This is a genomic window from Pseudomonas sp. NFACC37-1 (genome assembly GCF_900101575.1).
GTDB classification, from domain to species: Bacteria; Pseudomonadota; Gammaproteobacteria; order Pseudomonadales; family Pseudomonadaceae; genus Aquipseudomonas; species Aquipseudomonas fluorescens_AA.
The window spans coordinates 24,573-49,921 of record NZ_FMUZ01000006.1; the positions used below are offsets into that span (position 1 = coordinate 24,573).

21 protein-coding genes and 5 tRNA genes are annotated in these 25,349 nt (G+C 61.5%); 19 read left to right on the top strand and 7 right to left on the bottom strand.

The genetic code is table 11. The features are described from left to right. Positions 1-182 precede the first annotated feature (182 nt). Entirely contained in the window at positions 183-1,520 is a 1,338-nt protein-coding gene (yegQ, locus tag BLP82_RS09300; RefSeq protein WP_092166918.1) for a prephenate-dependent tRNA uridine(34) hydroxylase TrhP, read from the bottom strand. A gap of 147 nt (positions 1,521-1,667) precedes the next feature. Here yegQ and BLP82_RS09305 point away from each other — a divergent pair, with 147 nt between their 5' ends. Beyond that, positions 1,668-2,729, top strand: coding sequence for an AI-2E family transporter (locus BLP82_RS09305; protein WP_060741429.1), 1,062 nt, complete (start codon positions 1,668-1,670; stop codon positions 2,727-2,729). On the opposite strand, the gene BLP82_RS09310 is transcribed toward BLP82_RS09305, so the two are convergent. The 3 genes from BLP82_RS09310 to BLP82_RS09320 all read right to left on the bottom strand — a co-directional run bounded on the left by BLP82_RS09310 (position 2,726) and on the right by BLP82_RS09320 (position 3,515). Continuing rightward, positions 2,726-2,908 (bottom strand): hypothetical protein, encoded by a 183-nt coding sequence (locus tag BLP82_RS09310; RefSeq protein WP_046063464.1) that lies wholly within the window; start codon positions 2,906-2,908, stop codon positions 2,726-2,728. The two genes, BLP82_RS09305 and BLP82_RS09310, sit on opposite strands and share 4 nt — an antisense overlap. Positions 2,909-2,997: 89 nt before the next feature. Continuing rightward, positions 2,998-3,192, bottom strand: a complete 195-nt coding sequence (locus tag BLP82_RS09315) for a hypothetical protein (RefSeq protein WP_003203896.1) — start codon at positions 3,190-3,192, stop codon at positions 2,998-3,000. Positions 3,193-3,439: 247 nt separating this feature from the next. Continuing rightward, positions 3,440-3,515: transfer RNA gene (locus BLP82_RS09320), tRNA-Asn, on the bottom strand. Between the two features lie 235 nt (positions 3,516-3,750). On the opposite strand from BLP82_RS09320, the gene BLP82_RS09325 reads away from it, so the two are divergent. Then, positions 3,751-3,978, top strand: coding sequence for a hypothetical protein (locus tag BLP82_RS09325; protein WP_060741430.1), 228 nt, complete (start codon positions 3,751-3,753; stop codon positions 3,976-3,978). 258 nt (positions 3,979-4,236) lie between these two features. On the opposite strand, the gene BLP82_RS09330 is transcribed toward BLP82_RS09325, so the two are convergent. Then, the gene (locus BLP82_RS09330) at positions 4,237-5,433 is read right to left on the bottom strand and encodes an amino acid aminotransferase (RefSeq protein WP_092166921.1); all 1,197 of its coding nucleotides are present in this window, start codon (positions 5,431-5,433) and stop codon (positions 4,237-4,239) included. Positions 5,434-5,765: 332 nt separating this feature from the next. On the opposite strand from BLP82_RS09330, the gene uvrB reads away from it, so the two are divergent. From uvrB to BLP82_RS09385, 11 genes are all read left to right on the top strand, one after another. Continuing rightward, positions 5,766-7,781: an excinuclease ABC subunit UvrB gene (gene uvrB / locus BLP82_RS09335; protein ID WP_092166923.1), complete on the top strand. Its 2,016-nt coding sequence runs from the start codon at positions 5,766-5,768 to the stop codon at positions 7,779-7,781. Positions 7,782-8,006: 225 nt separating this feature from the next. Then, positions 8,007-9,488, top strand: a complete 1,482-nt coding sequence (gltX, locus tag BLP82_RS09340) for a glutamate--tRNA ligase (protein ID WP_041023763.1) — start codon at positions 8,007-8,009, stop codon at positions 9,486-9,488. A gap of 248 nt (positions 9,489-9,736) precedes the next feature. After that, positions 9,737-9,812, top strand: a tRNA-Ala gene (locus BLP82_RS09345). 79 nt (positions 9,813-9,891) lie between these two features. Beyond that, a tRNA-Glu gene (locus BLP82_RS09350) sits at positions 9,892-9,967 on the top strand. Positions 9,968-10,020: 53 nt separating this feature from the next. Next, positions 10,021-10,096 (top strand) — tRNA-Ala (locus BLP82_RS09355). Between the two features lie 75 nt (positions 10,097-10,171). Further along, positions 10,172-10,247: transfer RNA gene (locus tag BLP82_RS09360), tRNA-Glu, on the top strand. A gap of 181 nt (positions 10,248-10,428) precedes the next feature. Beyond that, on the top strand, positions 10,429-10,968 hold the full coding sequence (locus tag BLP82_RS09365) for a TetR/AcrR family transcriptional regulator (RefSeq protein WP_058546579.1): 540 nt from the start codon (positions 10,429-10,431) through the stop codon (positions 10,966-10,968). Between the two features lie 28 nt (positions 10,969-10,996). Continuing rightward, positions 10,997-11,830, top strand: coding sequence for an alpha/beta fold hydrolase (locus tag BLP82_RS09370; protein WP_092166926.1), 834 nt, complete (start codon positions 10,997-10,999; stop codon positions 11,828-11,830). An 85-nt stretch (positions 11,831-11,915) separates the two neighbouring features. Next, the gene (locus BLP82_RS09375) at positions 11,916-12,365 is read left to right on the top strand and encodes an acyl-CoA thioesterase (protein ID WP_092166929.1); all 450 of its coding nucleotides are present in this window, start codon (positions 11,916-11,918) and stop codon (positions 12,363-12,365) included. A 112-nt stretch (positions 12,366-12,477) separates the two neighbouring features. Further along, a complete protein-coding gene (locus BLP82_RS09380; protein WP_092166931.1) occupies positions 12,478-13,437 on the top strand; it encodes a tRNA dihydrouridine synthase in 960 nt (319 codons plus the stop codon). 119 nt (positions 13,438-13,556) lie between these two features. After that, positions 13,557-14,009, top strand: a complete 453-nt coding sequence (locus BLP82_RS09385) for an Hsp20 family protein (protein ID WP_053123476.1) — start codon at positions 13,557-13,559, stop codon at positions 14,007-14,009. A gap of 210 nt (positions 14,010-14,219) precedes the next feature. Here the strand turns inward: BLP82_RS09385 and BLP82_RS09390 are convergent, their stop codons facing one another. Beyond that, the gene (locus BLP82_RS09390) at positions 14,220-17,498 is read right to left on the bottom strand and encodes a PAS domain S-box protein (RefSeq protein WP_092167324.1); all 3,279 of its coding nucleotides are present in this window, start codon (positions 17,496-17,498) and stop codon (positions 14,220-14,222) included. A 67-nt stretch (positions 17,499-17,565) separates the two neighbouring features. After that, entirely contained in the window at positions 17,566-18,456 is an 891-nt protein-coding gene (locus tag BLP82_RS09395; protein ID WP_060741438.1) for a LysR family transcriptional regulator, read from the bottom strand. 157 nt (positions 18,457-18,613) lie between these two features. Here BLP82_RS09395 and leuC point away from each other — a divergent pair, with 157 nt between their 5' ends. From leuC to BLP82_RS09425, 6 genes are all read left to right on the top strand, one after another. Next, complete coding sequence (leuC, locus tag BLP82_RS09400) at positions 18,614-20,032, top strand: 3-isopropylmalate dehydratase large subunit (RefSeq protein ID WP_003203866.1); 1,419 nt, start codon at positions 18,614-18,616, stop codon at positions 20,030-20,032. 11 nt (positions 20,033-20,043) lie between these two features. Next, positions 20,044-20,688: a 3-isopropylmalate dehydratase small subunit gene (gene leuD, locus BLP82_RS09405; RefSeq protein ID WP_092166934.1), complete on the top strand. Its 645-nt coding sequence runs from the start codon at positions 20,044-20,046 to the stop codon at positions 20,686-20,688. A gap of 140 nt (positions 20,689-20,828) precedes the next feature. Beyond that, entirely contained in the window at positions 20,829-21,593 is a 765-nt protein-coding gene (locus tag BLP82_RS09410; protein ID WP_092166936.1) for a class I SAM-dependent methyltransferase, read from the top strand. A gap of 66 nt (positions 21,594-21,659) precedes the next feature. Further along, positions 21,660-22,742, top strand: a complete 1,083-nt coding sequence (leuB, locus tag BLP82_RS09415; protein WP_060741441.1) for a 3-isopropylmalate dehydrogenase — start codon at positions 21,660-21,662, stop codon at positions 22,740-22,742. 54 nt (positions 22,743-22,796) lie between these two features. After that, a complete protein-coding gene (gene asd / locus BLP82_RS09420; protein ID WP_053185893.1) occupies positions 22,797-23,909 on the top strand; it encodes an aspartate-semialdehyde dehydrogenase in 1,113 nt (370 codons plus the stop codon). Positions 23,910-24,160: 251 nt separating this feature from the next. Further along, positions 24,161-25,171: an aspartate-semialdehyde dehydrogenase gene (locus BLP82_RS09425; protein ID WP_092166939.1), complete on the top strand. Its 1,011-nt coding sequence runs from the start codon at positions 24,161-24,163 to the stop codon at positions 25,169-25,171. Positions 25,172-25,349 lie beyond the last annotated feature (178 nt).

The following is a 25,349-nucleotide window of genomic DNA, read 5'->3' on the forward strand; positions in this document are numbered from 1 at the left end:
AGTTTCTGCCGGGTAAGTCGTTCCGCCAACTCAAGTCATACACCATTGTGGCGAGGGGATTTATCCCCGTTGGGCTACGAAGTAGCCCCAAGGTAGATTACGTTGTGCATCAGGTAAGCCGTATTTGATTTTTTTTGGGGCTGCTTCGCAGCCCAACGGGGATAAATCCCCTCGCCACAGTTTCATGATCCGGCAGGCAACTCCCGCACATCCCGCATCAACAACCCAAACCGCAGATCCACCGCATCCGGGATGGGCAGGTAGACCACATGCCCATCCCCCGGTGCCACGTCGATGCCCTGGCCCTTGATGTTCTGCAACTGGTGCAGGTCGAAGTGAAAGTTGCCCTTGGGGGTCATCAGTTCCATGTGATCCCCCAGGCCGAAGCGGTTCTTGACCCGTACTTCGGCCAGGCGTTCGCGCCGCTCGCCGGTCAGTTCGCCGACGAACTGCTGGCGCTCCGAGACGGAGCTGCCGTTCTGGTAATTCTGGTATTCGTCGTGCACGTGGCGCCTCAGAAAACCTTCGGTGTAGCCGCGCTGGGCCAGGGACTCCAGGTCGGTCATCAGGCTGCGATCGAATTCCCGACCGGCCACCGCGTCATCGATGGCCCGGCGATACACCTGGGTGGTGCGGGCGCAATAGAAGTGCGACTTGGTCCGGCCTTCGATCTTCAACGAATGCACGCCCATGCGGGCCAGGCGTTCGACGTGTTGCACGGCCCGCAGGTCCTTGGCATTCATGATGTAGGTGCCGTGCTCGTCCTCGAAGGCCGGCAGGGAGGCGTCCGGGCGGTTGGCTTCCTGGAGCAGGAACACCTGGTCGGTGGGCGCGCCGAGGCCCAGGGTCGGTTCGGGTTGATAGGTTTGCACAATGTCGCCCACGGCGTTTTCCACCGCCGGTTGCGCCGAGTACTTCCAGCGACAGGCATTGGTGCAACTGCCCTGGTTGGCATCACGCTTGTTCATATAGCCCGAAAGCAGGCAGCGCCCGGAGTAGGCCATGCACAGCGCGCCGTGGACGAACACTTCCAGCTCCATGGCCGGCACCTGCTCGCGGATCTCGGCGATTTCCTCCAGGGACAATTCCCGGGACAAGATGATCCGGCTCAAGCCCTGCTGCTGCCAGAACTCGACGCTCGCCCAATTGACGGTGTTGGCCTGCACGGACAGGTGGATCGGCATCTGCGGGAAATGCCGGCGAACCAGCATGATCAATCCCGGGTCGGACATGATCAATGCGTCCGGCGCCATGGCGATCACCGGCTCCAGGTCCTTGAGGAACGTGCGCAGCTTGGCGTTGTGCGGGGCGATGTTCACCACTACGTAGAAGCGCTTGCCCATGGCCTGGGCCTCGGCAATGCCCAAGGCCAGGTTCGCGTGGTCGAATTCGTTGTTGCGCACCCGCAGGCTGTAGCGCGGCTGGCCGGCGTACACCGCATCGGCACCGTAGGCGAAGGCATAGCGCATGTTTTTCAGGGTGCCGGCGGGCGCCAGCAGTTCGGGGGCGGCAAGAGTCATGGTGGGGTCAGGTCGCAAAAAGCGGGGAGGGTACGCCAGGGCCGGCCGGGCCTTATTGACCTGAATCAATGTGCAGCGAAAACGTGAAGGCACTCCGGCGAGTCCTGGCGGACTAATGTGTATCCCGCCTTTGGACATGGAAAGCTGATGAATCGAAAGATGTTGCAAAACAAAGCCCAGATGTTGCTCCTGGTGCTGGTCACGGTCGCCTTCATCTGGATTCTGCTACCATTTTACGGTGCGGTGTTCTGGGCGGTGATCCTGGGTATCGTCTTTGCGCCGATGCAGCGCCGCCTGCAGCTGAAGTTCGGTTGGCACCGCAATGTCACCTCGCTGGTCACGTTGAGCATCTGTGTGGTCTGCGCGATCTTGCCGGTGATCATCATCAGTACGCTGTTGGTCCAGGAAGGCGCGGCGCTGTACAAGAGCCTGGAAAGCGGCGAGCTGGACATTGCCGATTACCTGGCCCGCTTCAAGGATGCCTTGCCGCCATACTTCCAGCACCTGCTGGACCGCTTCGGCCTGGGCAACCTGAACGGCTTGCGCGACAAGATCGTCAAGAGCGCGATGCAGGGCAGTGAGTTCTTCGCCACCCAGGCCTTCAGTTTCGGCCAGGGCACCTTTCAGTTCCTGGTCAGCTTCTTCGTGATGATCTATCTGCTGTTCTTCTTTCTGCGCGACGGCGCGGAGCTGGTGCGCAAAGTGCGCATGGCCGTTCCCTTGGGGGAGCATCAAAAGCGCCGCCTGCAGTTGAAATTCAATCGGGTGGTACGGGCCACGGTGAAAGGCAACCTGCTGGTCGCCATCAGCCAAGGTGCGCTGGGTGGGCTGATCTTCTGGATCCTGGGGATTCCGACGGTATTGCCCTGGGCGGTGCTGATGGCGTTCCTGTCGTTGTTGCCGGCGGTGGGGGCGGGCCTCGTCTGGGCACCGGTGGCGGTGTACTTCCTGCTCTCGGGGGCGATCTGGCAGGGCGTGGTGCTGACGCTGTTCGGGGTGTTCGTGATCGGCCTGGTGGACAATTTCCTGCGGCCGATCCTGGTGGGCAAGGACACCAAGATGCCTGACTACATGGTGCTGGTCTCGACACTGGGTGGGCTGGCGGTGTTCGGGCTCAACGGCTTCGTAATCGGGCCGCTGATCGCCGCGCTGTTCATGTCCTGCTGGGCCTTGTTCGTCGAAAGCACGCCGCGTGTGCAGTTGCCCTAGGCCCTCAACAGATAGGGCCCGATGCGTTGCGACAGTGCCTGGGCGGCGGGCAGTGAAGTCAGCGGACCGCTGATGGTCACGCCGTCCTGCACCAGGTACCAGCAGGCCAGCAGCCCGAGTTCCCGGAGTGGGGCGGGGACGGCGCTGCCAATGACAGACATGATTTGAACCTTGGGCATGGGAAACCTCCATCAATCGATGGGGCTACCTTACGGCTCAGGGTGAGGGACGGAAAATCAACTGGCTCAATAGTAGGAATCGATGCCGCTCAATCGACGACCAGATCGAGCATGTGCACCACTTCCTGCTCGTTGAGCAGGCCCTTGCGCACCAGGTTTTCCGCCAGCAGGGAAAGGAACTTGGCGCTGCGGTGGCCTTCCAGTTGCTTGAGTTCGGTCAGTACGTTGTACACCTTGCTGGAGGTGCACAGGCCGACAATGCGGTGAGGATTTTGCGTGGGCATAGCTTCGTCCTTGTTGTTTTGAAGCTGTTATTGGCGGACAGTGCGAGTGTGCAGCCCTGTCATGACGCTCACGTGACAGCTTGGGTTGTCGGAAAAAGAAAGCAGGATCCGGACCATATTGCCTTTTTGGCGCCGGATTATTGTTCCGGCAGCGACCTCGGCCAGGCTTATATGGCCATCCACTTGTTTTTCGCCCACAAAAAAGCCCCTGGATCTTTCGATTCAGGGGCTTTTTGGTGTTGCTGTCTGGCTCCACGACCTGGACTCGAACCAGGGACCCAGTGATTAACAGTCACTTGCTCTACCAACTGAGCTATCGCGGAATGGCGCGTATGTTACTGATTGGAAAAGAGAAGTCAAGCGTCTATTGGCGGACGGCGCATTCCCGGTGCCCATTGACGGTCAATCAGCGATTGGCAGTTACCGCAAGGGCGGGAGAGGGCTACCATGGTTGCCCGGAAGTGGCAGGATGCGCTGCCGGCCATTCGCCGACATTGAGGTACGCGCCATGAACCACCTGTTACCACTTCACACAGCCCGTTGCGCCGAGGTGTGTTTGTGAGCACCGCCCAGATCAGTTTGCCCAAGGGTGTGGGGCCTCACGCCGAGAAACTGTACGACGCCATCGCCCAGGCCAGCACGGCCGAAGAACTGAACCGTGCCGGGGGCAAGGCCGAGGGTTTTGTCCTGGGGTTGGAAAGTACCAAGGCGATCAAGAGCCAGGTGGCCGAGTCGTTGTATGTCATCTATGACGATGCGGCGAGCCAGCGGGCGACGGAGTTGTAGTCTCGATGCATTTGCTCGTATAGGAAATGCGGGGCTGGATGCTTTTTTGTGGCGAGGGGATTTATCCCCGCTGGGCTGCGTAGCAGCCCTGAAATCAGCAACGGATGTAGCAGGTTAATAACTTCAAGCACCTTGGGGCTGCTTCGCAACCCGGCGGGGATAAATCCCCTCGCCACAGGTTCTGGTGTGTGCCTGTTTTCATAGGCTTAGACAAAAAAACGGGAAGCCATGGCTTCCCGTTCTTCATCCCAACGACCTTCAGATCACCTGAACGATGGCCTTGGTCACCGCATCGATGTTGTTCTGGTTTAGTGCGGCCACGCAGATGCGGCCGGTGTCCAGGGCATAGATGCCGAACTCGTTGCGCAGGCGCGTCACTTGTTCAACGCTCAGGCCGGAGTAGGAGAACATCCCGCTCTGGCGGGCGACGAAGCTGAAGTCGTGCTGTGGGGCGGCCTTGGCCAGCATGTCGACCATCTGGTCGCGCATGCCGCGAATGCGCAGGCGCATTTCGGCCAGTTCGGCTTCCCACTGCGCCCGCAGCTCCGGGCTGTTGAGCACGGCGGCGACGATGCTGGCGCCATGGGTGGGCGGGTTGGAGTAGTTGGTGCGGATCACGCGCTTGACCTGGGACAGCACACGGGCGCTTTCTTCTTTCGATTCGCTGACGATCGACAGGGCGCCGACGCGCTCGCCGTACAGCGAGAACGACTTAGAGAACGAGCTGGAGGCAAAGAAGGTCAGCCCCGATTCGGCGAACAGGCGCACGGCCGCCGCGTCTTCGTCGATACCGGCGCCAAAGCCCTGGTAGGCCATGTCCAGGAACGGTACGTGGTTCTTGGCCTTGACCACGGCCAGCACGTTTTTCCAGTCTTCCGGGCTCAGGTCCACACCGGTCGGGTTGTGGCAGCAGGCGTGCAGCACAACGATCGATCGATCGGGCAGGGCATTGAGGTCTTCCAGCAGGCCGCTGCGGTTCACGTCGTGGGTGGCGGCATCGTAGTAGCGGTAGTTCTGCACCGGGAAGCCGGCGGTTTCGAACAGGGCGCGGTGGTTCTCCCAGCTCGGGTCGCTGATGGCCACGACCGCGCCAGGCAGCAGTTGCTTGAGGAAGTCGGCACCGATCTTCAGTGCGCCTGTGCCGCCCACAGCCTGGGTGGTGATGACGCGACCGGAGGCGATCAGCGGCGAATCCTTGCCGAACAGCAGGGTCTGCACAGCCTGGTCGTAGGCGGCAATGCCGTCTATTGGCAGGTAGCCACGGGAAACGTGCTGAGCCACGCGAATCGTCTCGGCCTCGACCACGGCGCGCAGGAGTGGAATGCGCCCCTCCTCGTTGCAGTAAACACCTACACCCAGGTTGACCTTATTGGTACGGGTGTCGGCGTTGAAAGCTTCGTTGAGGCCCAGGATGGGGTCGCGGGGTGCCAATTCGACAGCGGAAAACAGGCTCATTAGTGCGCGGCTCTGAATGGAGAATGAGGGGACGTGTGACGCTCCAGCCGAATGCACTAGAGCGGTGCACAAACGGGGAGCTAGTATAGAGGCCATCATCCGGCACGGCGACAGGCGATTCGGCTTTTAGGCTAAGTTTTTTCGATTTTTTTCGACCGTTAGTCCTTTCGCCGCGTCAAAGCCTTCAAGGCGTGTAGGACGTTCGTCTTGAAAGCGAAGGCATTCACCTCCACATTGTGTGCATCCCAGCTTTTTCCTCGGGCGACATCAGTCGTTTCGGTCTTTCTCGTTCCTGTCGGCTGGCCGACAGGGGTGAATCCAGAGGTTATGTCATGTCTGAATTCCAGCTAGTCACCCGCTTCCAGCCCGCCGGCGATCAGCCGGAAGCCATCCGCCTGATGGTCGAAGGCATCGAAGCCGGGCTGGCGCACCAGACGTTGCTCGGTGTGACCGGCTCGGGCAAGACCTTCAGCATTGCCAACGTGATCGCCCAGGTGCAGCGCCCGACCCTGGTCCTGGCGCCAAACAAGACCCTGGCGGCGCAGTTGTACGGTGAGTTCAAGGCGTTTTTCCCGAACAACGCCGTGGAGTACTTCGTTTCCTACTACGACTACTACCAGCCCGAGGCCTACGTGCCATCGTCGGACACCTTCATCGAGAAGGACGCCTCGATCAACGACCACATCGAACAGATGCGACTGTCGGCGACCAAGGCGCTGCTCGAGCGCAAGGACGCGATCATCGTCACCACGGTGTCGTGCATCTACGGCCTGGGCAGCCCGGAAACCTACCTGAAGATGGTGCTGCACGTGGATCGCGGCGACAAACTCGACCAGCGCGCCTTGCTGCGGCGCCTGGCGGACTTGCAGTACACCCGCAACGACATGGATTTCGCCCGGGCGACCTTCCGGGTGCGGGGCGATGTGATCGACATCTACCCGGCGGAATCTGACCTGGAAGCGATCCGCATCGAGCTGTTCGACGATGAGGTGGAGAGTCTCTCGGCGTTCGATCCGCTGACCGGCGAAGTGATCCGCAAGTTGCCGCGCTTTACGTTCTATCCCAAGAGCCACTACGTGACGCCCCGGGAAACCCTGCTGGACGCCATCGAGGGGATCAAGGCCGAGTTGCAGGAGCGCCTGGAGTACCTGCGTTCGAATAACAAATTGGTGGAAGCCCAGCGCCTGGAACAGCGAACCCGCTTCGACCTGGAGATGATCCTGGAGCTGGGCTACTGCAACGGCATCGAAAACTACTCGCGCTACCTGTCGGGCCGTCCGGCGGGTGCGCCACCGCCGACCTTGTATGACTATCTGCCGGCCGATGCCTTGCTGGTGATCGACGAGTCCCACGTCAGCGTGCCCCAGGTCGGCGCGATGTACAAAGGCGACCGATCGCGCAAGGAAACCCTGGTGGAATACGGCTTCCGCCTGCCCTCGGCGCTGGATAACCGGCCGATGCGCTTCGACGAATGGGAAAGCGTGAGCCCGCAGACGATTTTTGTCTCGGCCACCCCTGGCAACTACGAAGCCGAGCATGCCGGGCGGGTGGTCGAGCAAGTGGTGCGACCGACCGGGCTGGTGGACCCGCAAGTCGAGGTGCGTCCGGCGCTGACCCAGGTCGATGACCTGCTCTCGGAAATCAGCAAGCGCGTGGCGGTGGAGGAGCGGGTGCTGGTCACCACGCTGACCAAGCGCATGGCCGAAGACCTCACCGATTACCTGGCCGACCACGGTGTGCGAGTGCGTTACCTGCATTCGGATATCGATACGGTGGAGCGGGTCGAGATCATCCGCGACCTGCGCCTGGGCACCTTCGATGTGCTGGTGGGCATCAACCTGCTGCGAGAAGGCCTGGACATGCCGGAAGTGTCGCTGGTGGCGATTCTCGACGCCGACAAGGAAGGTTTCCTGCGCTCCGAACGCTCGTTGATCCAGACCATCGGTCGCGCGGCGCGTAACCTGAACGGTCGGGCGATTCTGTACGCTGACCGCATCACCGGCTCGATGGAGCGGGCCATCGGCGAGACCGAGCGCCGTCGCGACAAGCAGATCGCTTTCAACCTGGCCAATGGCATCACCCCCAAGGGCGTGTTCAAGGACGTCGCCGACATCATGGAAGGCGCCACCGTGCCAGGCTCACGCAGCAAAAAACGCAAGGGCATGGCCAAGGCGGCCGAAGAGAGCGCCCGCTACGAGGCCGAACTGCGCTCACCGAGCGAGATCACCAAGCGTATCCGTCAATTGGAAGAGAAGATGTACCAGTTGGCCCGGGATCTGGAGTTCGAAGCGGCGGCGCAAATGCGTGATGAGATTGGCAAGTTGCGGGAGCGGTTGCTGACCGTCTGAGGTTGTGTGGCGACCTTAAGGGCCTCATCGCGAGCAAGCTCGCTCCCACAGGGGATCATTGGGTGGCTCGATCGAACTGTGGGAGCGAGCTTGCTCGCGATGGGGGTAACTCGGTCTGACGACTGACCACACAAATCCCGCTCTCACTGGAGCCGGCCCGCCATCGCCTGTTACCATTCGCCCCCTGTTTGACCTTCGCTTTTCATATTCTTTTTGAGACATGCCATGACCACCGTCCGCACCCGCATCGCGCCTTCGCCCACTGGCGATCCCCATGTCGGCACCGCCTACATCGCTTTGTTCAACTATTGCTTTGCCAAGCAGCATGGCGGCGAGTTCATCCTGCGGATCGAGGACACCGACCAGTTGCGTTCGACTCGCGAGTCCGAGCAACAGATCTTCGATGCCTTGCGCTGGTTGGGGATCGACTGGAGCGAAGGCCCGGACGTCGGCGGCCCGCACGGTCCGTACCGCCAGAGCGAGCGTGGTGACATCTACAAGCAGTATTGCCAGCAGTTGGTGGACATGGGGCATGCGTTCCCGTGTTTCTGCACCGCCGAAGAGCTGGACCAGATGCGTGCCGAGCAAATGGCCCGCGGCGAAACCCCACGCTACGACGGCCGGGCGCTGCTGCTGTCCAAGGAAGAAGTCGCCCGTCGCCTGGCGGCCGGCGAGCCCCATGTGATCCGCATGAAAGTGCCGAGCGAAGGTGTCTGCGTGGTGCCGGACATGCTGCGTGGCGATGTCGAGATCCCGTGGGATCGCATGGACATGCAAGTGCTGATGAAGACCGACGGCCTGCCGACGTACTTCCTGGCCAACGTGGTCGACGATCACTTGATGGGCATCACCCACGTATTGCGCGGTGAAGAATGGCTGCCGTCGGCGCCGAAACTGATCCTGCTCTACGAATATTTCGGCTGGGAACAACCGCAGCTGTGCTACATGCCGCTGCTGCGTAACCCGGACAAGAGCAAGCTGTCCAAGCGCAAGAACCCGACCTCGGTGACGTTCTACGAGCGCATGGGCTTCATGCCCGAGGCGATGCTCAATTACCTGGGGCGCATGGGCTGGTCGATGCCGGACGAGCGCGAGAAGTTCTCGCTGCAGGAAATGGTCGAGCATTTCGACCTGTCGCGGGTCTCCCTGGGGGGGCCGATCTTCGATATCGAGAAGCTGTCGTGGCTCAACGGCCAGTGGCTGCGGGACCTGCCGGTGGAAGAGTTCGCCGCACGGGTGCAGAAGTGGGCGTTGAACCCTGAGTACATGATGAAGATCGCGCCCCATGTGCAGGGCAGGGTAGAGACCTTCAGTCAGATCGCCCCGCTGGCCGGCTTCTTCTTTGCCGGTGGCGTGACGCCGGACGCGAAGCTGTTCGAGTCCAAGAAGCTCTCCGGCGACCAGGTGCGCCAGTTGATGCAACTGATCCTGTGGAAGCTCGAAAGCCTGCGTCAGTGGGAGAAGGACAGCATCACTGCGACCATCCAGGCCGTGGTCGAGTCCTTGGAGTTGAAACTGCGCGACGCCATGCCGCTGATGTTCGCCGCCATTACCGGCCAGGCCAGCTCGGTATCGGTGCTTGATGCGATGGAAATTCTCGGGCCGGACCTGACCCGTTTCCGCCTGCGCCAGGCCATCGATCTGCTCGGTGGCGTGTCGAAGAAGGAGAACAAGGAGTGGGAAAAACTGTTGGGCGCGATCGCCTGATGGCCCTGTAGGAGCTGTCGAGCGAAGCGAGGCTGCGATCTTTCCCCAGCTAATTGAATCTCAAGCGAAAGATTAAAAGATCGCAGCCTCGCTTCGCTCGTCAGCTCCTACGAAACAGGCGAAGTCCCAGTTTTACTGGGGAGGGTGGTAAGTGATTGTTATCCCGGCAAAAAATTTTCAAATTTGTTGAAAATAAATTTGACAGACCTCCGATACGCCCTTAAGATTCGCCCCGTCCTCAGCGATGAGGGGCTATAGCTCAGCTGGGAGAGCGCTTGCATGGCATGCAAGAGGTCGACGGTTCGATCCCGTCTAGCTCCACCAATTTACACTTCAAGGCCTGGCCACACCGGTCTTGAAGCGATCAACACTCAGCGTTGATCAGTTGTATAGAAGGGTTTGCGTCCCCTTCGTCTAGTGGCCTAGGACACCGCCCTTTCACGGCGGTAACAGGGGTTCGAGTCCCCTAGGGGACGCCAGTTTTACAGAAGCGATGTTGCAAGATGTCGCTCCGCCGCGAGGCGAAAAATCCGGGGCTATAGCTCAGCTGGGAGAGCGCTTGCATGGCATGCAAGAGGTCGACGGTTCGATCCCGTCTAGCTCCACCAATTACAGGTTCAAGGTCTGGCCACACCGGCCTTGAATCGATCAGTTCTCAGCGCTGATCAAGTTAGAAGGTTTGTGTCCCCTTCGTCTAGTGGCCTAGGACACCGCCCTTTCACGGCGGTAACAGGGGTTCGAGTCCCCTAGGGGACGCCACGATTACCCGCTCTGCGGGATTTTATAAGGGTCATTCAATTCTTGAATGACCCTTTTGTTTGTCTGGCGTTTGGCCAATTCCCTTATCCTTTGAAAAAGTCTTCTGACCAGCGGTGAAATTTTCCGCTTGCGGAAAATTATTACATGGATAATATTTCAGTCGTAATATTCGGAGGCGACGATGAGCGATAAAAAGGCACAAACCCGTGAACGCATTCTCAAGGCCGCCAGCGATGCGTTGATCCAGCGTGGGCCGGCGGAGCCGAGTGTGGGCGAGGTGATGGGCGCGGCCGGGCTGACGGTAGGCGGCTTTTACGCTCATTTCGAAAGCAAGGATGCCTTGATGCTGGAGGCCTTCAAGCAATTGCTCAATCGGCGCCGCGGCTTGATCGCCGATATGGACGGTGAGCTGACAGGCGAAGAGCGGCGTGCGTTGGTCGCCGCATTCTATCTTTCCCGAAAGCACCGCGACTCCACCGAGCAAGCCTGCCCGATTCCGGCGTCGGTCGGCGAGCTCGGGCGGCTGCCGGATGCGTTTCGTGAGGTGCTCAATGAGCATATCGAGTTGATGGTCGCGCAATTGGCGGCCAGCCCGGAGGACGCCGACAAGGCCCTGGCCGACATCGCCTTGATGGTCGGTGGTTTGGCCCTGGCGCGGGCATTGGGCCCGGGAGAGTTATCGGATCGTTTGTTGCGCGCCGCCAAGTCGGCGGTGCGTTGAGCTGAGGCGCAAGCCCTGGAGATGAGCGATGGACAGGTTGAGTTGGATACGTAGTGTCAATGGCACGCTTGGCTGGGTGGCTCCGCGCCTGGTGGCGAAGCAGATGCGTTCGCTGTTCATGCGTCCTCGAAACTTGCCGCCGCGGGATTGGGAGCTGCCGATGCTGGCGACGTCTGAGCGTATCACCTTGCGTTTCGGTCTCTCGGCCTTGCGTTGGGGCAAAGGCCCGGCGGTCTTGTTGATGCACGGTTGGGAAGGGCGGCCGACCCAGTTCGCGGCGCTGATCACGGCCCTGGTGGGCGCTGGTTACACGGTCGTGGCGCTGGACGGTCCGGCCCACGGTCGTTCGCCGGGTCGCGAGGCGAATGTCCTGTTGTTCGCCAGGGCCATGCTCGAAGCCGCCGCCGAGCTGCCGCCGTTGCAGGCGGTGATCGGACATTCCATGGGCGGCGCCAGCGCCATGCTGGCGGTCCAGCTGGGGTTGCGTACCGAGACGCTGGTCAGCATCGCCGCGCCCGCTCGCATTCTTGGAGTGCTGCGCGGTTTCTCCCGGATGATGGGCCTGCCGCCCAAGGCGCGTTCGGCCTTCATTCGCCAGGTGGAAAGCGACGTGGGCATGCCCGCCTCGAAGATGGATGTGGCGCATTACCAGCTGGACGTGCCGGGGTTGATCGTCCATGCCGAGGACGACACATCGGTCTCGGTCAAGGAGTCGCAATTGATTCATGAGGCCTGGTTCGACAGTCGGCTGCTGCGACTGCCACAGGGCGGGCATCAGCGGGTGCTGGCCGATCCTCGTGTCATTGATGGGGTGTTATCACTGTTGGCCGGTCGCAGTCTGCAAGCGCGGCAATCGGCTTGACCTGTGGGAGCAAGGCTTGTCCGCGATGGCGGTCGAGCTAGGATCCGTTACACTGCCCCGATTCAAATTCGACCGGGAGAGGGGCATGGGCTGGGATCGGGCAACGCCATTCATCATTGATCTTCAGGTCAACGCCGAAGACATCGACGGGCTGGGCCACGCCAACAACGCGGTATACGTCACCTGGCTCGAGCGCTGTGCCTGGCGCCATTCCCAGCGCCTGGGCCTGGATCTGGTGGAGTATCGGCGCCTGGACCGGGCCATGGCGGTGGTGCGGCATGAAATCGATTACCTGGCGGCCGCCTATGAAGGCGACGAACTGCAATTGGCGACCTGGATCGTCGACTGGGACCAGCGCCTGAAAATGACCCGGCATTTCCAGCTGATCCGTCCCAGCGACAACGCCACGTTGCTGCGGGCCCAGACCACCTTCGTCTGCATCGAGCTGTCCACTGGCCGGCCCAAGCGTATGCCGCAGGAATTCATCGAGGGGTATGGTCCCGCCCTGGAACCGTCCGGCATCCTCGTGGACTGACCCACCGCCATCGCGAGCAAGCTCAGCTCCCACAGGGATTGATGGTGAATTCCGATGTCAGGGGCAAAATCCGGTAAACTGCCGCACGTTTTTTCGTTGAGTGTGTGTTTCCATGCAAATTGCCCTGGCGCCCATGGAGGGGTTGGTCGACAACATCCTGCGGGACGTCCTGACCCGTGTTGGCGGTATCGACTGGTGTGTCACCGAGTTCATCCGCGTCAACGATCGTCTGCTCACGCCGGCCTATTTCCATAAGCTCGCCCCTGAGCTGCTGACCGGTGCCCAGACCGCTGCCGGTGTGCCGTTGCGGGTGCAGTTGCTCGGCTCCGATCCGGTGTGCCTGGCGGAAAACGCGGCATTGGCGTGCGAGTTGGGCTCAGAGGTGATCGACCTCAATTTCGGTTGCCCGGCCAAGACCGTGAACAAATCCCGGGGCGGGGCGGTGTTGCTCAAGGAACCGGAACTGCTCAACGAAATCGTCGAACACGTGCGCCGCGCGGTGCCGAAACACATCCCCGTCACCGCCAAGATGCGCCTGGGTTTCGATAGCCCGGACGGCGCGCTGGTCTGTGCCACGGCGTTGGCCGAAGGCGGCGCGGCGCACATCGTGGTGCATGCGCGAACCAAGGTCGATGGCTACAAGCCTCCGGCCCATTGGGAGTGGATCCCCCGTGTGCAGGAGGTGGTCAAGGTGCCGGTGTTCGCCAATGGCGACATCTGGAGTGTGGAGGACTGGCGCCGTTGCCGTGAAATCAGCGGTGTCGAAGACATCATGCTCGGTCGCGGCCTCGTTTCCCGCCCTGATCTGGCCCGGCAGATCGCCGCCGCCCGGGCTGGCGAGGATGTGGTCGAGATGTCTTGGGCCGAGTTGCAGCCAATGCTCCATGACTTTTGGCAGCAAGTGGTCGAGCAGTTGACACCGCGCCAGGCCCCGGGCCGGTTGAAGCAGTGGCTGGCGATGCTGACCCGCAATTACCCCGAAGCGGTGGAGCTGTTTACTGCGCTACGCCGGGAAACCGACCTGGACGCGGTGGGGCATTTATTGGGTGTTCAGCGCACCGAAGCGGCCTGAAAAAAATTCAAAAAAACCTCTTGAAAAGTTTTTGGCGGACCCTAGATAGGGGTTACGCGATGCCGAATTCGGGTCGCGGAGACAAAAAAACTTGCTGAATTTTTCAGGAGATTTGAATCATGAGTACTGCATTTTCGCTGGCCCCTCTGTTCCGTTCCTCGGTAGGCTTCGATCGCTTCAACGACTTGTTCGAAACCGCCCTGCGCAACGAACCAGGCAGCAGCTATCCACCCTACAACGTGGAAAAACATGGTGATGACGAGTATCGCATCGTGGTCGCCGCCGCCGGGTTCCAGGAAGAAGACCTGGACCTGCAAGTGGAAAAAGGTGTGCTGACCATCAGTGGCGGCAAGCGTGAAGCCAGCAACGACAGCGTCACCTTCCTGCACCAGGGCATCGCCCAGCGTGCGTTCAAGCTGTCCTTCCGGTTGGCCGATCATATCGAGATCAAATCCGCCGGCCTGCGTAACGGTCTGTTGAGCATCGACCTGTTGCGAGTGGTTCCGGAAGAGGCGAAAGCCAAGCGCATCCCGATCAACGGTGCGCAGCAGCAACCCGCGCTGCAAAACTGATGCATCGCAACTGAAGAAGGGCGCCAGATGGCGCCCTTCTTCATTCTGGAGATCAGTGGAAGACTCATTGTGGCGAGGGGATTTATCCCCGTTGGGCTGCGAAGCGGCCCCAAAAAAGAACAGCCGACGCTGTTTAGGCCTGACACACCGAGGCGACTGCTTTTAGGGCTGCTTCGCAGCCCAGCGGGGATAAATCCCCTCGCCACACAGTCACGGCAACAACCGCTCAAACGCCTCCAGCGGCAACGGCCGGCTGTGCAGGTAACCCTGGTACAAATGGCAATCAAGCCCTTGCAAAAAATGCAACTGCTCCAGGGTCTCCACGCCTTCGGCGATCATCACCAGGTTGAGGCTGCGGGCCATGGCGACGATGGCGCGGATGATTTCGGCGTCGTTGGGGTCGCTGGTGGCGTCGCGCACGAATGACTGGTCTATTTTCAGCGTGTCCACCGGCAGGCGCTTGAGGTAGGTCAGCGACGAATAACCGGTGCCGAAATCGTCCATGGCGAAGCTCACCCCCAGCTTCTTGAGCCGGCGCATCTTGGCGATGGTGTCGTCCAGGTTCTGGATCACGATGCCTTCGGTGATCTCCAGTTTCAGCAGCGAGCAGGGCAGGCCGTGGGTGGCCAGGCTGCTTTCGATGCGTTCGACGAAGTCGCTCTGGCGGAATTGTCGTGGGCTGATGTTCACGCACAGGCTGAATCGCTGCGGATCGATCTTGCCCTTGGCGATCAGTTGCTTGAAGCCGTCGCAAGCTTCATCGAGGATCCAGGTCCCGACTTCGAGGATCAGGCCACTGTCCTCCAGCACTTTGATGAACTCGTTGGGCGATTGGGCACCGAGGTCCGGGTGATGCCAGCGCACCAAGGCTTCGGCGCCGATGATGCGGTTGTCCCGGGCATCGACCTGAGGCTGGAAATGCACGCTGAACTCGCCACGGGCCAGGGCCAGGCGCAAGTCGGTTTCCATGCGCAACCGTTCGCTGGCGGCTTTTTGCATGGTGGTGTGGAACATCTGCGAGGTGTTGCGTCCCGAGTCCTTGGCGCGATACAGCGCAATGTCGGCGCGCTTGAGCAGATCGGTAGGGGTGGAACCGTGGTCGGGGATCAACGCGATACCGATGCTCGGCGTGACCTGCAGTCGCTGGCCATCGAGAAACATCGGTTCCGAGAGCAGTTCGCGCAGGGTGTCGGCCAGGGCCTGAACCTGTTTGCTGACCTCGTTTCGCGAGCCCTCCAGGCCGCTGAGCAGCACCACGAACTCATCGCCACCCAGCCGCGCCACGGTGTCTTCCAGGCGTACGCTGGCTTCCAGGCGTGCGGTGATGATTTTCAGCACCGTATCGCCCACCGGGTGACCGAGGGAATCGTTGATGTGCTTGAAGTGGTCCAGGTCGAGAAACAGCAGGGCACCACGCAAGTTGTGACGCTTGAGCAGGGCGATCTGCTGGCTCAGGCGGTCCATCAGCAAGGCCCGGTTGGGCAGGTTGGTCAGCGAGTCGTGGTAGGCCAGGTGGCGGATCTGGGCTTCGGCGTTGCGCAGCAGGCTCACGTCTCGGGCTGTCAGCAGCAGACACTCGGTTTCATTGAGGGTGATGGGCTCGACCGAGACCTCCACCGTGAGGATTTCCCCACGTTTATTGCGCCCGAGCATCTCCTGGTGGTGCACGCGGCCCTTGAGTTGCAATTCGGCCAGCAGGGCGGCGCGTTGTTTTTCTTCGGCCCAGATCCCTACCTCGTAGACCGTATGCCCAATCACTTCGTCGGCGCGGTAGCCGGTCAACCGGCAGAAGCCGTCGTTGACCTCAAGGTAGCGACCGCTTTGGTGTTCGGTGATGGTGATGGCGTCGGGGCTGGAATGGAACGCCTTGGCGAATTTCTCTTCACTGGCCTTGAGGGCGGCTTCGGAGCGTTGCTGCTGCGTGATGTCGCGCAAGGTCGTGACGATGCACGGCTGGTTGCCGACGTTGATTTGCCGGCTGGAAATCACACAGGTCAGTGGCTGGCCGTTCTTGTGGTGGACGACGATGGCGACATTGTTCAGCGATTGTTCGCGGATCACCCGTTCGATGCGTTGCAGACTGCTGCCCGAGCCACCCCAGAGGCCGATTTCGTCGGCGCTGAGGCCAATCACGTCGCTGGTGGTCCAGCCGAAGGTCTGAGTGAAACTGGAGTTGATCTCGAGGAACCGCCCGCTGTCCTGGTGGGTGACGCAGATCGGGTCGGGACTGACCTGGAACAGCGTGGCGAATTTCTCTTCCGAGGCGGCCAGGCTTTGTTCGCGCTCCACCTGGTCGGTGATGTCCAGCAAGGTCCCGGCCATGCGCAAGGGGCTGCCATCGTCGTTGCGGTAGAGGCGGGCGCGGCTTTCCAGGTAGCGCGAGCTGCCGTCGGGCAGTTGCACGCGATAGGTCAATTGATAGTTGCCCGCCGGGCCTTCCCGCAGGCTGCGGTAGGCGTTGCGCATGTTGTTGCGTTCTTCGGTGGGAACCCCCTCGAAAAACGCATCGAATGATTCATGGAACGGCCTGGGTTCCAGGCCATGGAGCTGCGCGGCCCGGGCCGAGCCGTAGAGCATGCCGCTGGGAATGTGCCAGTCCCAGGTGCCCAGTTGCGCAGAGTCGAGGGCCAGGTCCAGGCGTTCCTGGCTGTCCTTGAGGGCCTGTTCGGCGAGCTTGCGCTCGGTGGTGTCGAGGAACGTGCTCAGCAGGTACGGCTGGCCTTCGAGCTCGACTTTCTGCGCACTCAGAATGCCGTTATGAATCTGGCCGTTGCTGGCCCGGAACTCCACTTCCATGCTGACCAGTTCGCCCTTGGCCTTGGTTGCCTCCACCAGTTTCGCCCGCTGCTTGGGGTCCACCCACAGGCCCAGTTCCAGGGTGGTACGGCCGATCACGTCATGCACCGGCCAACCGAACAGGCTTTCGAAATACTGGTTGGCCTCGCTGATCAGCCCGTCCTCCTGACGGGTCAGCAAGACCATGTTCGGGCACAGATGAAAGAGCGTGGCGAAGCGTTTTTCCGAACTGCGCAGCGCCTGTTCCCGCTCGCGCTGATGGGTGATTTCACGAATCACCCCGATCATGCGCGGCCGGCCATGCTTGTCGGGTAGCACGCTGCCACTGATTTCCAGCCAGTGCAGGCTGCCGTCGGGCCAGACAATGCGGTGATGCATCGCCTGTTCCAGCGGCGCCCCAGCCACTGCCGCGTGAAAGGCGCGCACGGCCCTGGCCCGGTCTTCGGGCAACAGCAGGTCGAGGTAGTCCACGTCCGCCGGCAACGGTTGGCGCGGATCGAAGCCGAACAATGCCTGGGTGCCGCGGGACCAACTGATCTGGCCGCTGTCGATGTCCCACGACCAAGCGCCCAGCCGCGCACCGTTCAGGGCGGCCAGTAACTGTGGCGCGCTGTCCCAGCTTTGCTCGGACCGCTTCGGGTCGAGCGCCTGAATACGCGGCAGGGGCGGGAGATGGTCAGCAGGTTTGGGCATTTCTAGCGAACCCTGGGCGGTTTTGGGCATTAAGCACAAGCATCCAAGGCCCTACAGGCGGCACAACCTATGCCTTTGTCCCTGGCAAATCGATTTGTGCGTCCAGTAAGGCCATGAAAGCCCGTGCGGCATTCGATAGCGTCCGTTCGGTGTGCAAGATATAGCCTAGCTGGCGACTGAGCTGTATGCCCGGCAAAGGAATGCGCGCGACCTGTTCGTCGAGCATGGTGCGCGGCAGAACGCTCCAGGCCAGGCCGATGGAAACCATCATCTTTATGGTTTCCAGATAATTCGTGCTCATGGCGATGTTTGGCGTCAGGCCCTGGGCCTCGAACAACCGTTGCACGATGTGGTGGGTAAAGGTGTTGCCTCCTGGGAACACCGCCGGATGCAAGGCAATGTCCGCCAGGCTCACCGCGCTGTTTTCCAGCAACGCATGCTCCGGGGCGACCACGAAATCCAGGGGGTCGTCCCACACTGGCGTGGCCCTTACCAGCGTGTGGGGCTCGGGGGCGAGGGTGATGACGGCCAGTTCCGCCCGGCCATGGAGGATTTCTTCGTAGGCCACTTCCGAATCCAGGAACTGGATATCCAGCGCCACCTGGGGATAACGCCGGGTGAACTCGCGCAATAAAGGAGGCAGGCGGTGCAGGCCGATGTGGTGGCTGGTGGCGAGCGTCAGGCGCCCGGTCACCTCGCCGGTCAGGTTGGTCAGGGCGCGGCGGGTGTCGTCCAGCACGTTGAGGATCTGGTAGGCCCTCGGCAACAGGGCCCGGCCGGCCTCGGTCAGGCCCACTTCACGGCCCAGGCGGTCGAACAGGCGCACCTTGAGTTGTTGTTCGAGGCCGGCAATGCGCTTGCTGATGGCCGGCTGGGTCAGGTGCAGGCGTTCGCCGGCGCCGGAGAAACTGCCCGTCTCGGCGATGGCAATAAAAGCATTGAGGTTGGCGAGGTCCATGGCGGTTCCGGTCGGATTCCAGTTGGTTATGCAAAGCATGAAAAATATGAATTTGAGTTATTTAATGTAACCCCATAGGATCAGCCTCACAAGCCAAGGGGTTATTGATTCGTTCAAGGCCCGGGGCATAGAAACAAGCTGATGAGGAAACCGTCTGATGGCCGGCAAAACGCTCTACGACAAGCTCTGGGATTCGCATTTGGTCAAGCAGCGCGACGATGGCTCGGCGCTGATCTACATCGACCGTCACATCATTCACGAAGTGACGTCGCCGCAAGCCTTCGAAGGCCTGCGCCTGGCCGGGCGCAAGCCGTGGCGCATCGATGCCAATATCGCGACCCCGGACCACAACGTACCGACCACGCCGGAGCGCAAGGGCGGCATCGAAGCCATTGCCGACCAGGTCTCGCGCCTGCAGGTCCAGACCCTCGACGATAACTGTGACGAATACGGCATCGTCGAATTCAAGATGAACGATGTGCGCCAAGGCATCGTCCACGTCATCGGCCCGGAGCAGGGCGCGACCTTGCCTGGCATGACCGTGGTCTGCGGCGACTCGCACACCTCGACCCACGGTGCTTTCGGCGCCCTGGCCCATGGCATCGGCACGTCCGAGGTCGAGCACGTGCTCGCCACCCAGTGCCTGGTGGCCAAGAAAATGAAAAACATGCTGGTGCGCGTCGAAGGCAAGTTGCCGTTCGGCGTGACTGCCAAGGACATCGTCCTGGCCGTGATCGGCAAGATCGGCACCGCCGGCGGTAACGGCCATGCCATCGAGTTCGCCGGCAGCGCGATCCGCGACTTGTCCGTCGAAGGCCGCATGACCATTTGCAACATGTCCATCGAGGCCGGTGCCCGCGTCGGCCTGGTGGCCGCCGATGAAAAAACCGTGGAGTACGTCAAGGGCCGTCCGTTCTCGCCCAAAGGCGCGGAATGGGACATGGCGGTCGAGGCCTGGAAAGACCTGGTCTCCGATGCCGATGCCAAGTTCGACACGGTGGTCGAGCTCGACGCGACGCAGATCAAGCCGCAAGTCAGCTGGGGTACCTCCCCGGAAATGGTCTTGGCCGTGGACCAGAACGTACCGGATCCGGCCAAGGAAATGGACCTGGTCAAGCGCGACTCCATCGTCCGTGCCTTGAAGTACATGGGCTTGAGCGCCAACCAGGCGATCACCGACATCCAGCTCGATCGCGTGTTCATCGGCTCCTGCACCAACTCGCGGATCGAAGACCTGCGCGCCGCTGCGGTGATCGCCAAGGGCCGCAAGGTGGCCTCGACCATTAAGCAGGCCATCGTGGTGCCGGGTTCGGGCCTGGTGAAGGCCCAGGCCGAAGCGGAAGGGCTGGACAAGATTTTCCTCGAGGCCGGTTTCGAATGGCGTGAGCCGGGGTGCTCGATGTGCCTGGCGATGAACCCTGACCGCCTGGAGTCGGGCGAGCATTGCGCCTCCACCTCCAACCGTAACTTCGAAGGCCGTCAGGGCGCCGGTGGCCGTACGCACCTGGTGAGCCCGGCCATGGCCGCCGCGGCGGCCGTCAACGGCCGTTTCGTCGACGTCCGCGAATTGATCTGAAGGAGCGCAGTATGAAAGCTTTTACCCAGCACATCGGTCTTGTCGCGCCTTTGGATCGTGCCAACGTCGACACCGACCAGATCATTCCCAAGCAATTCCTGAAGTCCATCAAGCGCACCGGTTTCGGCCCGAACCTGTTCGACGAATGGCGCTACCTGGATGTCGGCCAGCCGTACCAGGACAACTCCAAGCGGCCGTTGAACAAGGATTTCGTGCTCAACGCCGAGCGCTACCAAGGCGCCAGCGTGTTGCTGGCCCGGGAGAACTTCGGCTGCGGTTCGAGCCGCGAGCACGCGCCATGGGCCCTGGAAGAGTACGGCTTCCGTAGCATCATCGCGCCGAGCTACGCCGACATCTTCTTCAACAACAGCTTCAAGAACGGCTTGCTGCCGATCATCCTCAGCGATGCTGACGTGGATGAGCTGTTCCAGCAGGTCGAGGCCAACCCCGGCTATCAACTGCAGATCGACCTGGCCGCCCAGACGGTGACCCGTCCCGATGGCAAGGTGCTGGGTTTCGAGATCGATGCGTTCCGCAAGCACTGCCTGCTCAACGGCCTGGATGACATCGGCTTGACGCTGCAGGACGGCGAGGCGATTGCCGCGTTCGAGGCCAAGCACCGGGCGAGCCAGCCTTGGTTGTTTCGCGATGCATGATGGATTGATGTAGGCAGTACCGGCTTCATCGCGAGCAAGCCCGCTCCCACAGGTGTTTTGTGAACACCCAAAATCCCCTGTGGGAGCGAGCTTGCTCGCGATGGGGCCGCCCAGGCAATAAAAAACCATAAGGAAATCCCATGACCAGCACCGCCCACAGTCAGGTTGTACAAAAGCAATTCGGCGAACAGGCTTCGGCCTATCTGAGCAGTGCCGTGCACGCCCAGGGTGCTGAGTTCGCGCTGCTACAGGCTGCGTTGGCCGGTCGTGGCGATGCCCGTGTGCTGGACCTGGGTTGTGGCGCCGGTCATGTGAGTTTCCACGTGGCGCCCCTGGCCGGTGAAGTGGTGGCCTACGATCTGTCCCAACAGATGCTGGATGTTGTGACCGCGGCAGCGGCCGAGCGTGGCCTGGGCAACATCAGCACGGTACGGGGCGCCGCCGAGCGCCTGCCGTTCGCCGACGCTGAGTTCGACTTCGTGTTCAGCCGTTATTCGGCGCATCATTGGAGCGACCTGGGCCTGGCGTTGCGGGAAGTACGACGGGTGCTCAAGCCGGGCGGGATGATGGCGTTCATCGACATCCTGTCGCCGGGTACGCCGTTGCTGGACACCTACTTGCAAAGCATCGAAGTGCTGCGTGACACCAGCCATGTGCGCGATTATTCGGCCGGCGAGTGGTTGCGCCAGGTCAGCGAAGCGGGGTTGCACACCCGCAGCACCTCGCGCCTGCGCCTGCGCCTGGAGTACCACTCCTGGGTCGAACGCATGCGTACGCCCGAGGTGATGCGCGGGGCGATTCTCCAACTGCAGCGTTCGATGGGCAATGAAGTGCGAGAATATTTTGAGATTGAGGCCGATGGTTCGTTCAGTACAGATGTACTGGTGCTGTGGGCCGAGCGATAGCATTTTTCCCGGCCAGGTCTTGGGTACGCAACCCAGGCCCGTGTCGACAGAGCAAACGAGGAAAGCATGAGCAAGCAGATTCTGATTCTCCCAGGTGACGGCATCGGCCCGGAAATCATGGCCGAGGCGGTCAAGGTCCTGGAGCTGGCGAACGACAAGTATGGCCTGGGCTTCGAACTCAGCCACGACGTGATCGGCGGCGCCGCCATCGACAAGCACGGCGTGCCCCTGGCCGACGAAACCCTGGACCGTGCCCGTGCCGCCGATGCCGTGCTGCTGGGCGCCGTGGGCGGCCCGAAATGGGACAAGATCGAACGCGACATCCGCCCTGAGCGCGGCCTGCTGAAGATTCGCGCGCAACTGGGCCTGTTCGGCAACCTGCGGCCGGCGATTCTTTATCCGCAACTGGCCGATGCGTCGAGCCTGAAGCCGGAAATCGTCTCGGGCCTGGACATCCTCATCGTGCGTGAGCTGACCGGCGGTATCTACTTCGGTGCCCCGCGTGGCACCCGTGAGCTGGATAATGGCGAGCGCCAGGCCTACGACACCCTGCCGTACAGCGAGAGCGAAATCCGCCGTATCGCCCGGGTCGGCTTCGACATGGCCCGCGTGCGTGGCAAGAAACTGTGCTCGGTGGACAAGGCCAACGTGCTGGCTTCCAGCCAACTGTGGCGTGAAGTGGTCGAGCAGGTGGCCAAGGATTACCCGGACATCGAGCTGAGCCACATGTACGTCGACAACGCCGCCATGCAACTGGTGCGTGCGCCCAAGCAGTTCGACGTGATCGTCACCGACAACATGTTCGGCGACATCCTGTCCGACGAAGCGTCGATGCTCACCGGCTCCATCGGCATGCTGCCGTCGGCCTCCCTGGACGCCAACAACAAGGGCATGTACGAGCCGTGCCACGGTTCGGCGCCGGACATCGCCGGGCAGGGCATTGCCAACCCGTTGGCGACCATCCTGTCGGTGTCGATGATGCTGCGCTACAGCTTCAACTTGAACGATGCCGCCGACGCGATCGAAAAAGCCGTCAGCGTGGTCCTGGACCAAGGCTTGCGCACCGGTGATATCTGGTCGCAAGGTTGTACCAAAGTCGGTACGCAGCAAATGGGCGATGCAGTAGTCGCCGCGCTGCGGAATCTGTAATCTTTCGGGCCCACCGCTTCGACGGTGGCCCACTTTTGTATAGGTGTAGTTGCGATGAAACGTGTAGGTCTGATCGGTTGGCGCGGCATGGTCGGTTCCGTGCTCATGCAGCGAATGCTGGAAGAGCAGGATTTCGATCTCATTGAGCCGGTGTTTTTCACCACTTCCAATGTCGGTGGCCAGGGCCCGTCCGTGGGCAAGGACACCGGTGTGCTCAAGGATGCCTACAGCATCGAAGAGCTCAAGACCCTCGACGTGATCCTGACTTGCCAGGGTGGCGACTACACCAGCGAAGTGTTCCCCAAGCTGCGTGAAGCCGGCTGGCAGGGTTACTGGATCGACGCTGCCTCCAGCCTGCGCATGCAGGACGACGCGGTGATCATCCTCGACCCGGTCAACCGCAAGGTCATCGACCAGCAGCTGGACGCGGGCACCAAGAACTACATCGGCGGCAACTGCACCGTCAGCCTGATGCTGATGGGCTTGGGCGGCCTGTTCGAAGCCGGTCTGGTGGAGTGGATGAGTGCCATGACCTACCAGGCCGCGTCCGGTGCCGGCGCGCAGAACATGCGTGAGCTGATCAAGCAGATGGGTGCTACCCACGCCGCTGTTGCCGATGACCTGGCCAATCCGGCCAGCGCCATTCTCGACATCGACCGCAAGGTCGCCGAGGCGATGCGCAGCGATGCCTATCCGACCGAGAACTTTGGCGTGCCCCTGGCCGGCAGCCTGATCCCCTGGATCGACAAGGAACTGCCCAACGGCCAGAGCCGGGAAGAGTGGAAGGCCCAGGCCGAAACCAACAAGATCCTCGGTCGCTTCAAGAGCCCGATCCCGGTGGACGGCATCTGCGTACGCATCGGCGCCATGCGCTGCCACAGCCAGGCGCTGACCATCAAGCTGAACAAAGACGTGCCGATCGCCGACATCGAAGGGCTGATCAGCCAGCACAACCCTTGGGTCAAACTGGTGCCGAACAACCGCGAAACCAGCATGCAGGAGCTGAGCCCGACCAAGGTCACCGGCACCCTGAATGTGCCGGTGGGCCGTTTGCGCAAATTGAACATGGGTTCGCAGTTCGTCGGTGCCTTCACCGTCGGCGACCAACTGCTGTGGGGCGCGGCCGAACCGCTGCGCCGCATGCTGCGGATCCTGCTCGAGCGTTGATCGACTGCTGTTGTGAAAGAACCCGTGCCTTGTGAGAGGCGCGGGTTTTTATTGGGAGACGGTTGTGTGTCAGGGCTGGCCTCATCGCGAGCAAGCTCGCTCCCACAGGTTTTACAATCACTGAAGATCCCATGTGGGAGCGAGCTTGCTCGCGATGAGGCCAGCCCAGGCACTGCAACTCCCCTAGCCAATTGCCTGCATACCCACCACCCGGTAAAGTGCCGCTCCCCACGTTTACCTGAGGTAGACCCATGAGCCAGTCCTTTGATATTGCCGTGATCGGCGCCACCGGTACTGTCGGCGAAACCCTCGTCCAGATTCTCGAAGAGCGGGACTTCCCGGTCGGCAACCTGCACCTGCTGGCCAGCAGCGAATCGGCAGGCAGCTCGGTGATGTTTCGCGGCAAAAACGTGCGGGTGCGTGAGGTCGACGAATTCGATTTCAGCAAAGTCCAACTGGTGTTCTTCGCCGCCGGCCCGGCGGTGACCCTGAGTTTCGCCCCGCGGGCCACTGCGGCGGGCTGCGCGCTGATCGATTTGTCCGGGGCCTTGCCGCCCGAGCGGGCGCCGCAGATCGTGCCGGAAGCCAATGCCCAGGTCCTGGCCGGCTTGGGCAAGCCGTTGCAGGTCAGCAGTCCCAGCGCATCGGCCACGGTCCTGGCGGTCGTGCTGGCGCCACTGCGCGAGTGCCTCGATCTGCAGCGCATCAGCCTGACCGCCAGCCTCGCTGTGTCGGCCCAGGGGCGCGTGGCCGTGAGCGAGCTGGCGCGCCAGACCGCCGAGCTGCTCAACGTCCGTCCGCTGGAGCCGAAGTTCTTTGACCGGCAGATGGCGTTCAACCTGCTGGCCCAGGTTGGCGCTCCGGACGAGCAGGGCCATACGTCGCTGGAAAAGCGTCTGGTCCGTGAGTTGCGCCAGGTGCTGAATCAACCTTTGTTAAAGATTTCCGTCACTTGCATTCAAGCCCCGGTGTTTTTTGGCGATAGCTTTAGCGTGACCGTGCAGACTGCGAACGCCGTCGACCTGGCCAAGGTCAACGCGGCCTTGGAAGCGGCACCCGGTATCGAACTGGTGGAGGCGGGCGACTACCCGACTGCGGTGGGTGATGCGGTGGGGCAGGATGTGGTCTACGTTGGTCGTGTGCGCGGGGGGATCGACGATCCGGCTGAGCTGAATATGTGGCTGACGGCGGATAACGTGCGCAAGGGCGCGGCCCTCAATGCCGTGCAGGTGGCTGAGTTGTTGATAAAAGACTTGCTGTAAAAGATACTTGGCATCAATTTGTCGAATGATTCTAGCTGGGCGCTATGCTTGGCCGGAGTGCTGAAGGCGAACATCCCTCTGGGGGACTTTCCCGGGGCATGAGTGAAATGATCGCGCGCACCGTCGTTTAGGGGCTGCGCGCAATGCCTTACGGCAGCGGCATCAATACCTTCTCGCT

Excerpts from the sequence above, each read along its gene's own strand:
- yegQ (WP_092166918.1), bottom strand. The coding sequence starts at position 1,520 with ATGACTCTTGCCGCCCCCGAACTGCTGGCGCCCGCCGGCACCCTGAAA.
- BLP82_RS09305 (WP_060741429.1), top strand. The coding sequence starts at position 1,668 with ATGAATCGAAAGATGTTGCAAAACAAAGCCCAGATGTTGCTCCTGGTG.
- BLP82_RS09310 (WP_046063464.1), bottom strand. The coding sequence starts at position 2,908 with ATGCCCAAGGTTCAAATCATGTCTGTCATTGGCAGCGCCGTCCCCGCC.
- BLP82_RS09315 (WP_003203896.1), bottom strand. The coding sequence starts at position 3,192 with ATGCCCACGCAAAATCCTCACCGCATTGTCGGCCTGTGCACCTCCAGC.
- BLP82_RS09330 (WP_092166921.1), bottom strand. The coding sequence starts at position 5,433 with ATGAGCCTGTTTTCCGCTGTCGAATTGGCACCCCGCGACCCCATCCTG.
- uvrB (WP_092166923.1), top strand. The coding sequence starts at position 5,766 with ATGTCTGAATTCCAGCTAGTCACCCGCTTCCAGCCCGCCGGCGATCAG.
- gltX (WP_041023763.1), top strand. The coding sequence starts at position 8,007 with ATGACCACCGTCCGCACCCGCATCGCGCCTTCGCCCACTGGCGATCCC.
- BLP82_RS09365 (WP_058546579.1), top strand. The coding sequence starts at position 10,429 with ATGAGCGATAAAAAGGCACAAACCCGTGAACGCATTCTCAAGGCCGCC.
- BLP82_RS09370 (WP_092166926.1), top strand. The coding sequence starts at position 10,997 with ATGGACAGGTTGAGTTGGATACGTAGTGTCAATGGCACGCTTGGCTGG.
- BLP82_RS09375 (WP_092166929.1), top strand. The coding sequence starts at position 11,916 with ATGGGCTGGGATCGGGCAACGCCATTCATCATTGATCTTCAGGTCAAC.
- BLP82_RS09380 (WP_092166931.1), top strand. The coding sequence starts at position 12,478 with ATGCAAATTGCCCTGGCGCCCATGGAGGGGTTGGTCGACAACATCCTG.
- BLP82_RS09385 (WP_053123476.1), top strand. The coding sequence starts at position 13,557 with ATGAGTACTGCATTTTCGCTGGCCCCTCTGTTCCGTTCCTCGGTAGGC.
- BLP82_RS09390 (WP_092167324.1), bottom strand. The coding sequence starts at position 17,498 with ATGCCCAAACCTGCTGACCATCTCCCGCCCCTGCCGCGTATTCAGGCG.
- BLP82_RS09395 (WP_060741438.1), bottom strand. The coding sequence starts at position 18,456 with ATGGACCTCGCCAACCTCAATGCTTTTATTGCCATCGCCGAGACGGGC.
- leuC (WP_003203866.1), top strand. The coding sequence starts at position 18,614 with ATGGCCGGCAAAACGCTCTACGACAAGCTCTGGGATTCGCATTTGGTC.
- leuD (WP_092166934.1), top strand. The coding sequence starts at position 20,044 with ATGAAAGCTTTTACCCAGCACATCGGTCTTGTCGCGCCTTTGGATCGT.
- BLP82_RS09410 (WP_092166936.1), top strand. The coding sequence starts at position 20,829 with ATGACCAGCACCGCCCACAGTCAGGTTGTACAAAAGCAATTCGGCGAA.
- leuB (WP_060741441.1), top strand. The coding sequence starts at position 21,660 with ATGAGCAAGCAGATTCTGATTCTCCCAGGTGACGGCATCGGCCCGGAA.
- asd (WP_053185893.1), top strand. The coding sequence starts at position 22,797 with ATGAAACGTGTAGGTCTGATCGGTTGGCGCGGCATGGTCGGTTCCGTG.
- BLP82_RS09425 (WP_092166939.1), top strand. The coding sequence starts at position 24,161 with ATGAGCCAGTCCTTTGATATTGCCGTGATCGGCGCCACCGGTACTGTC.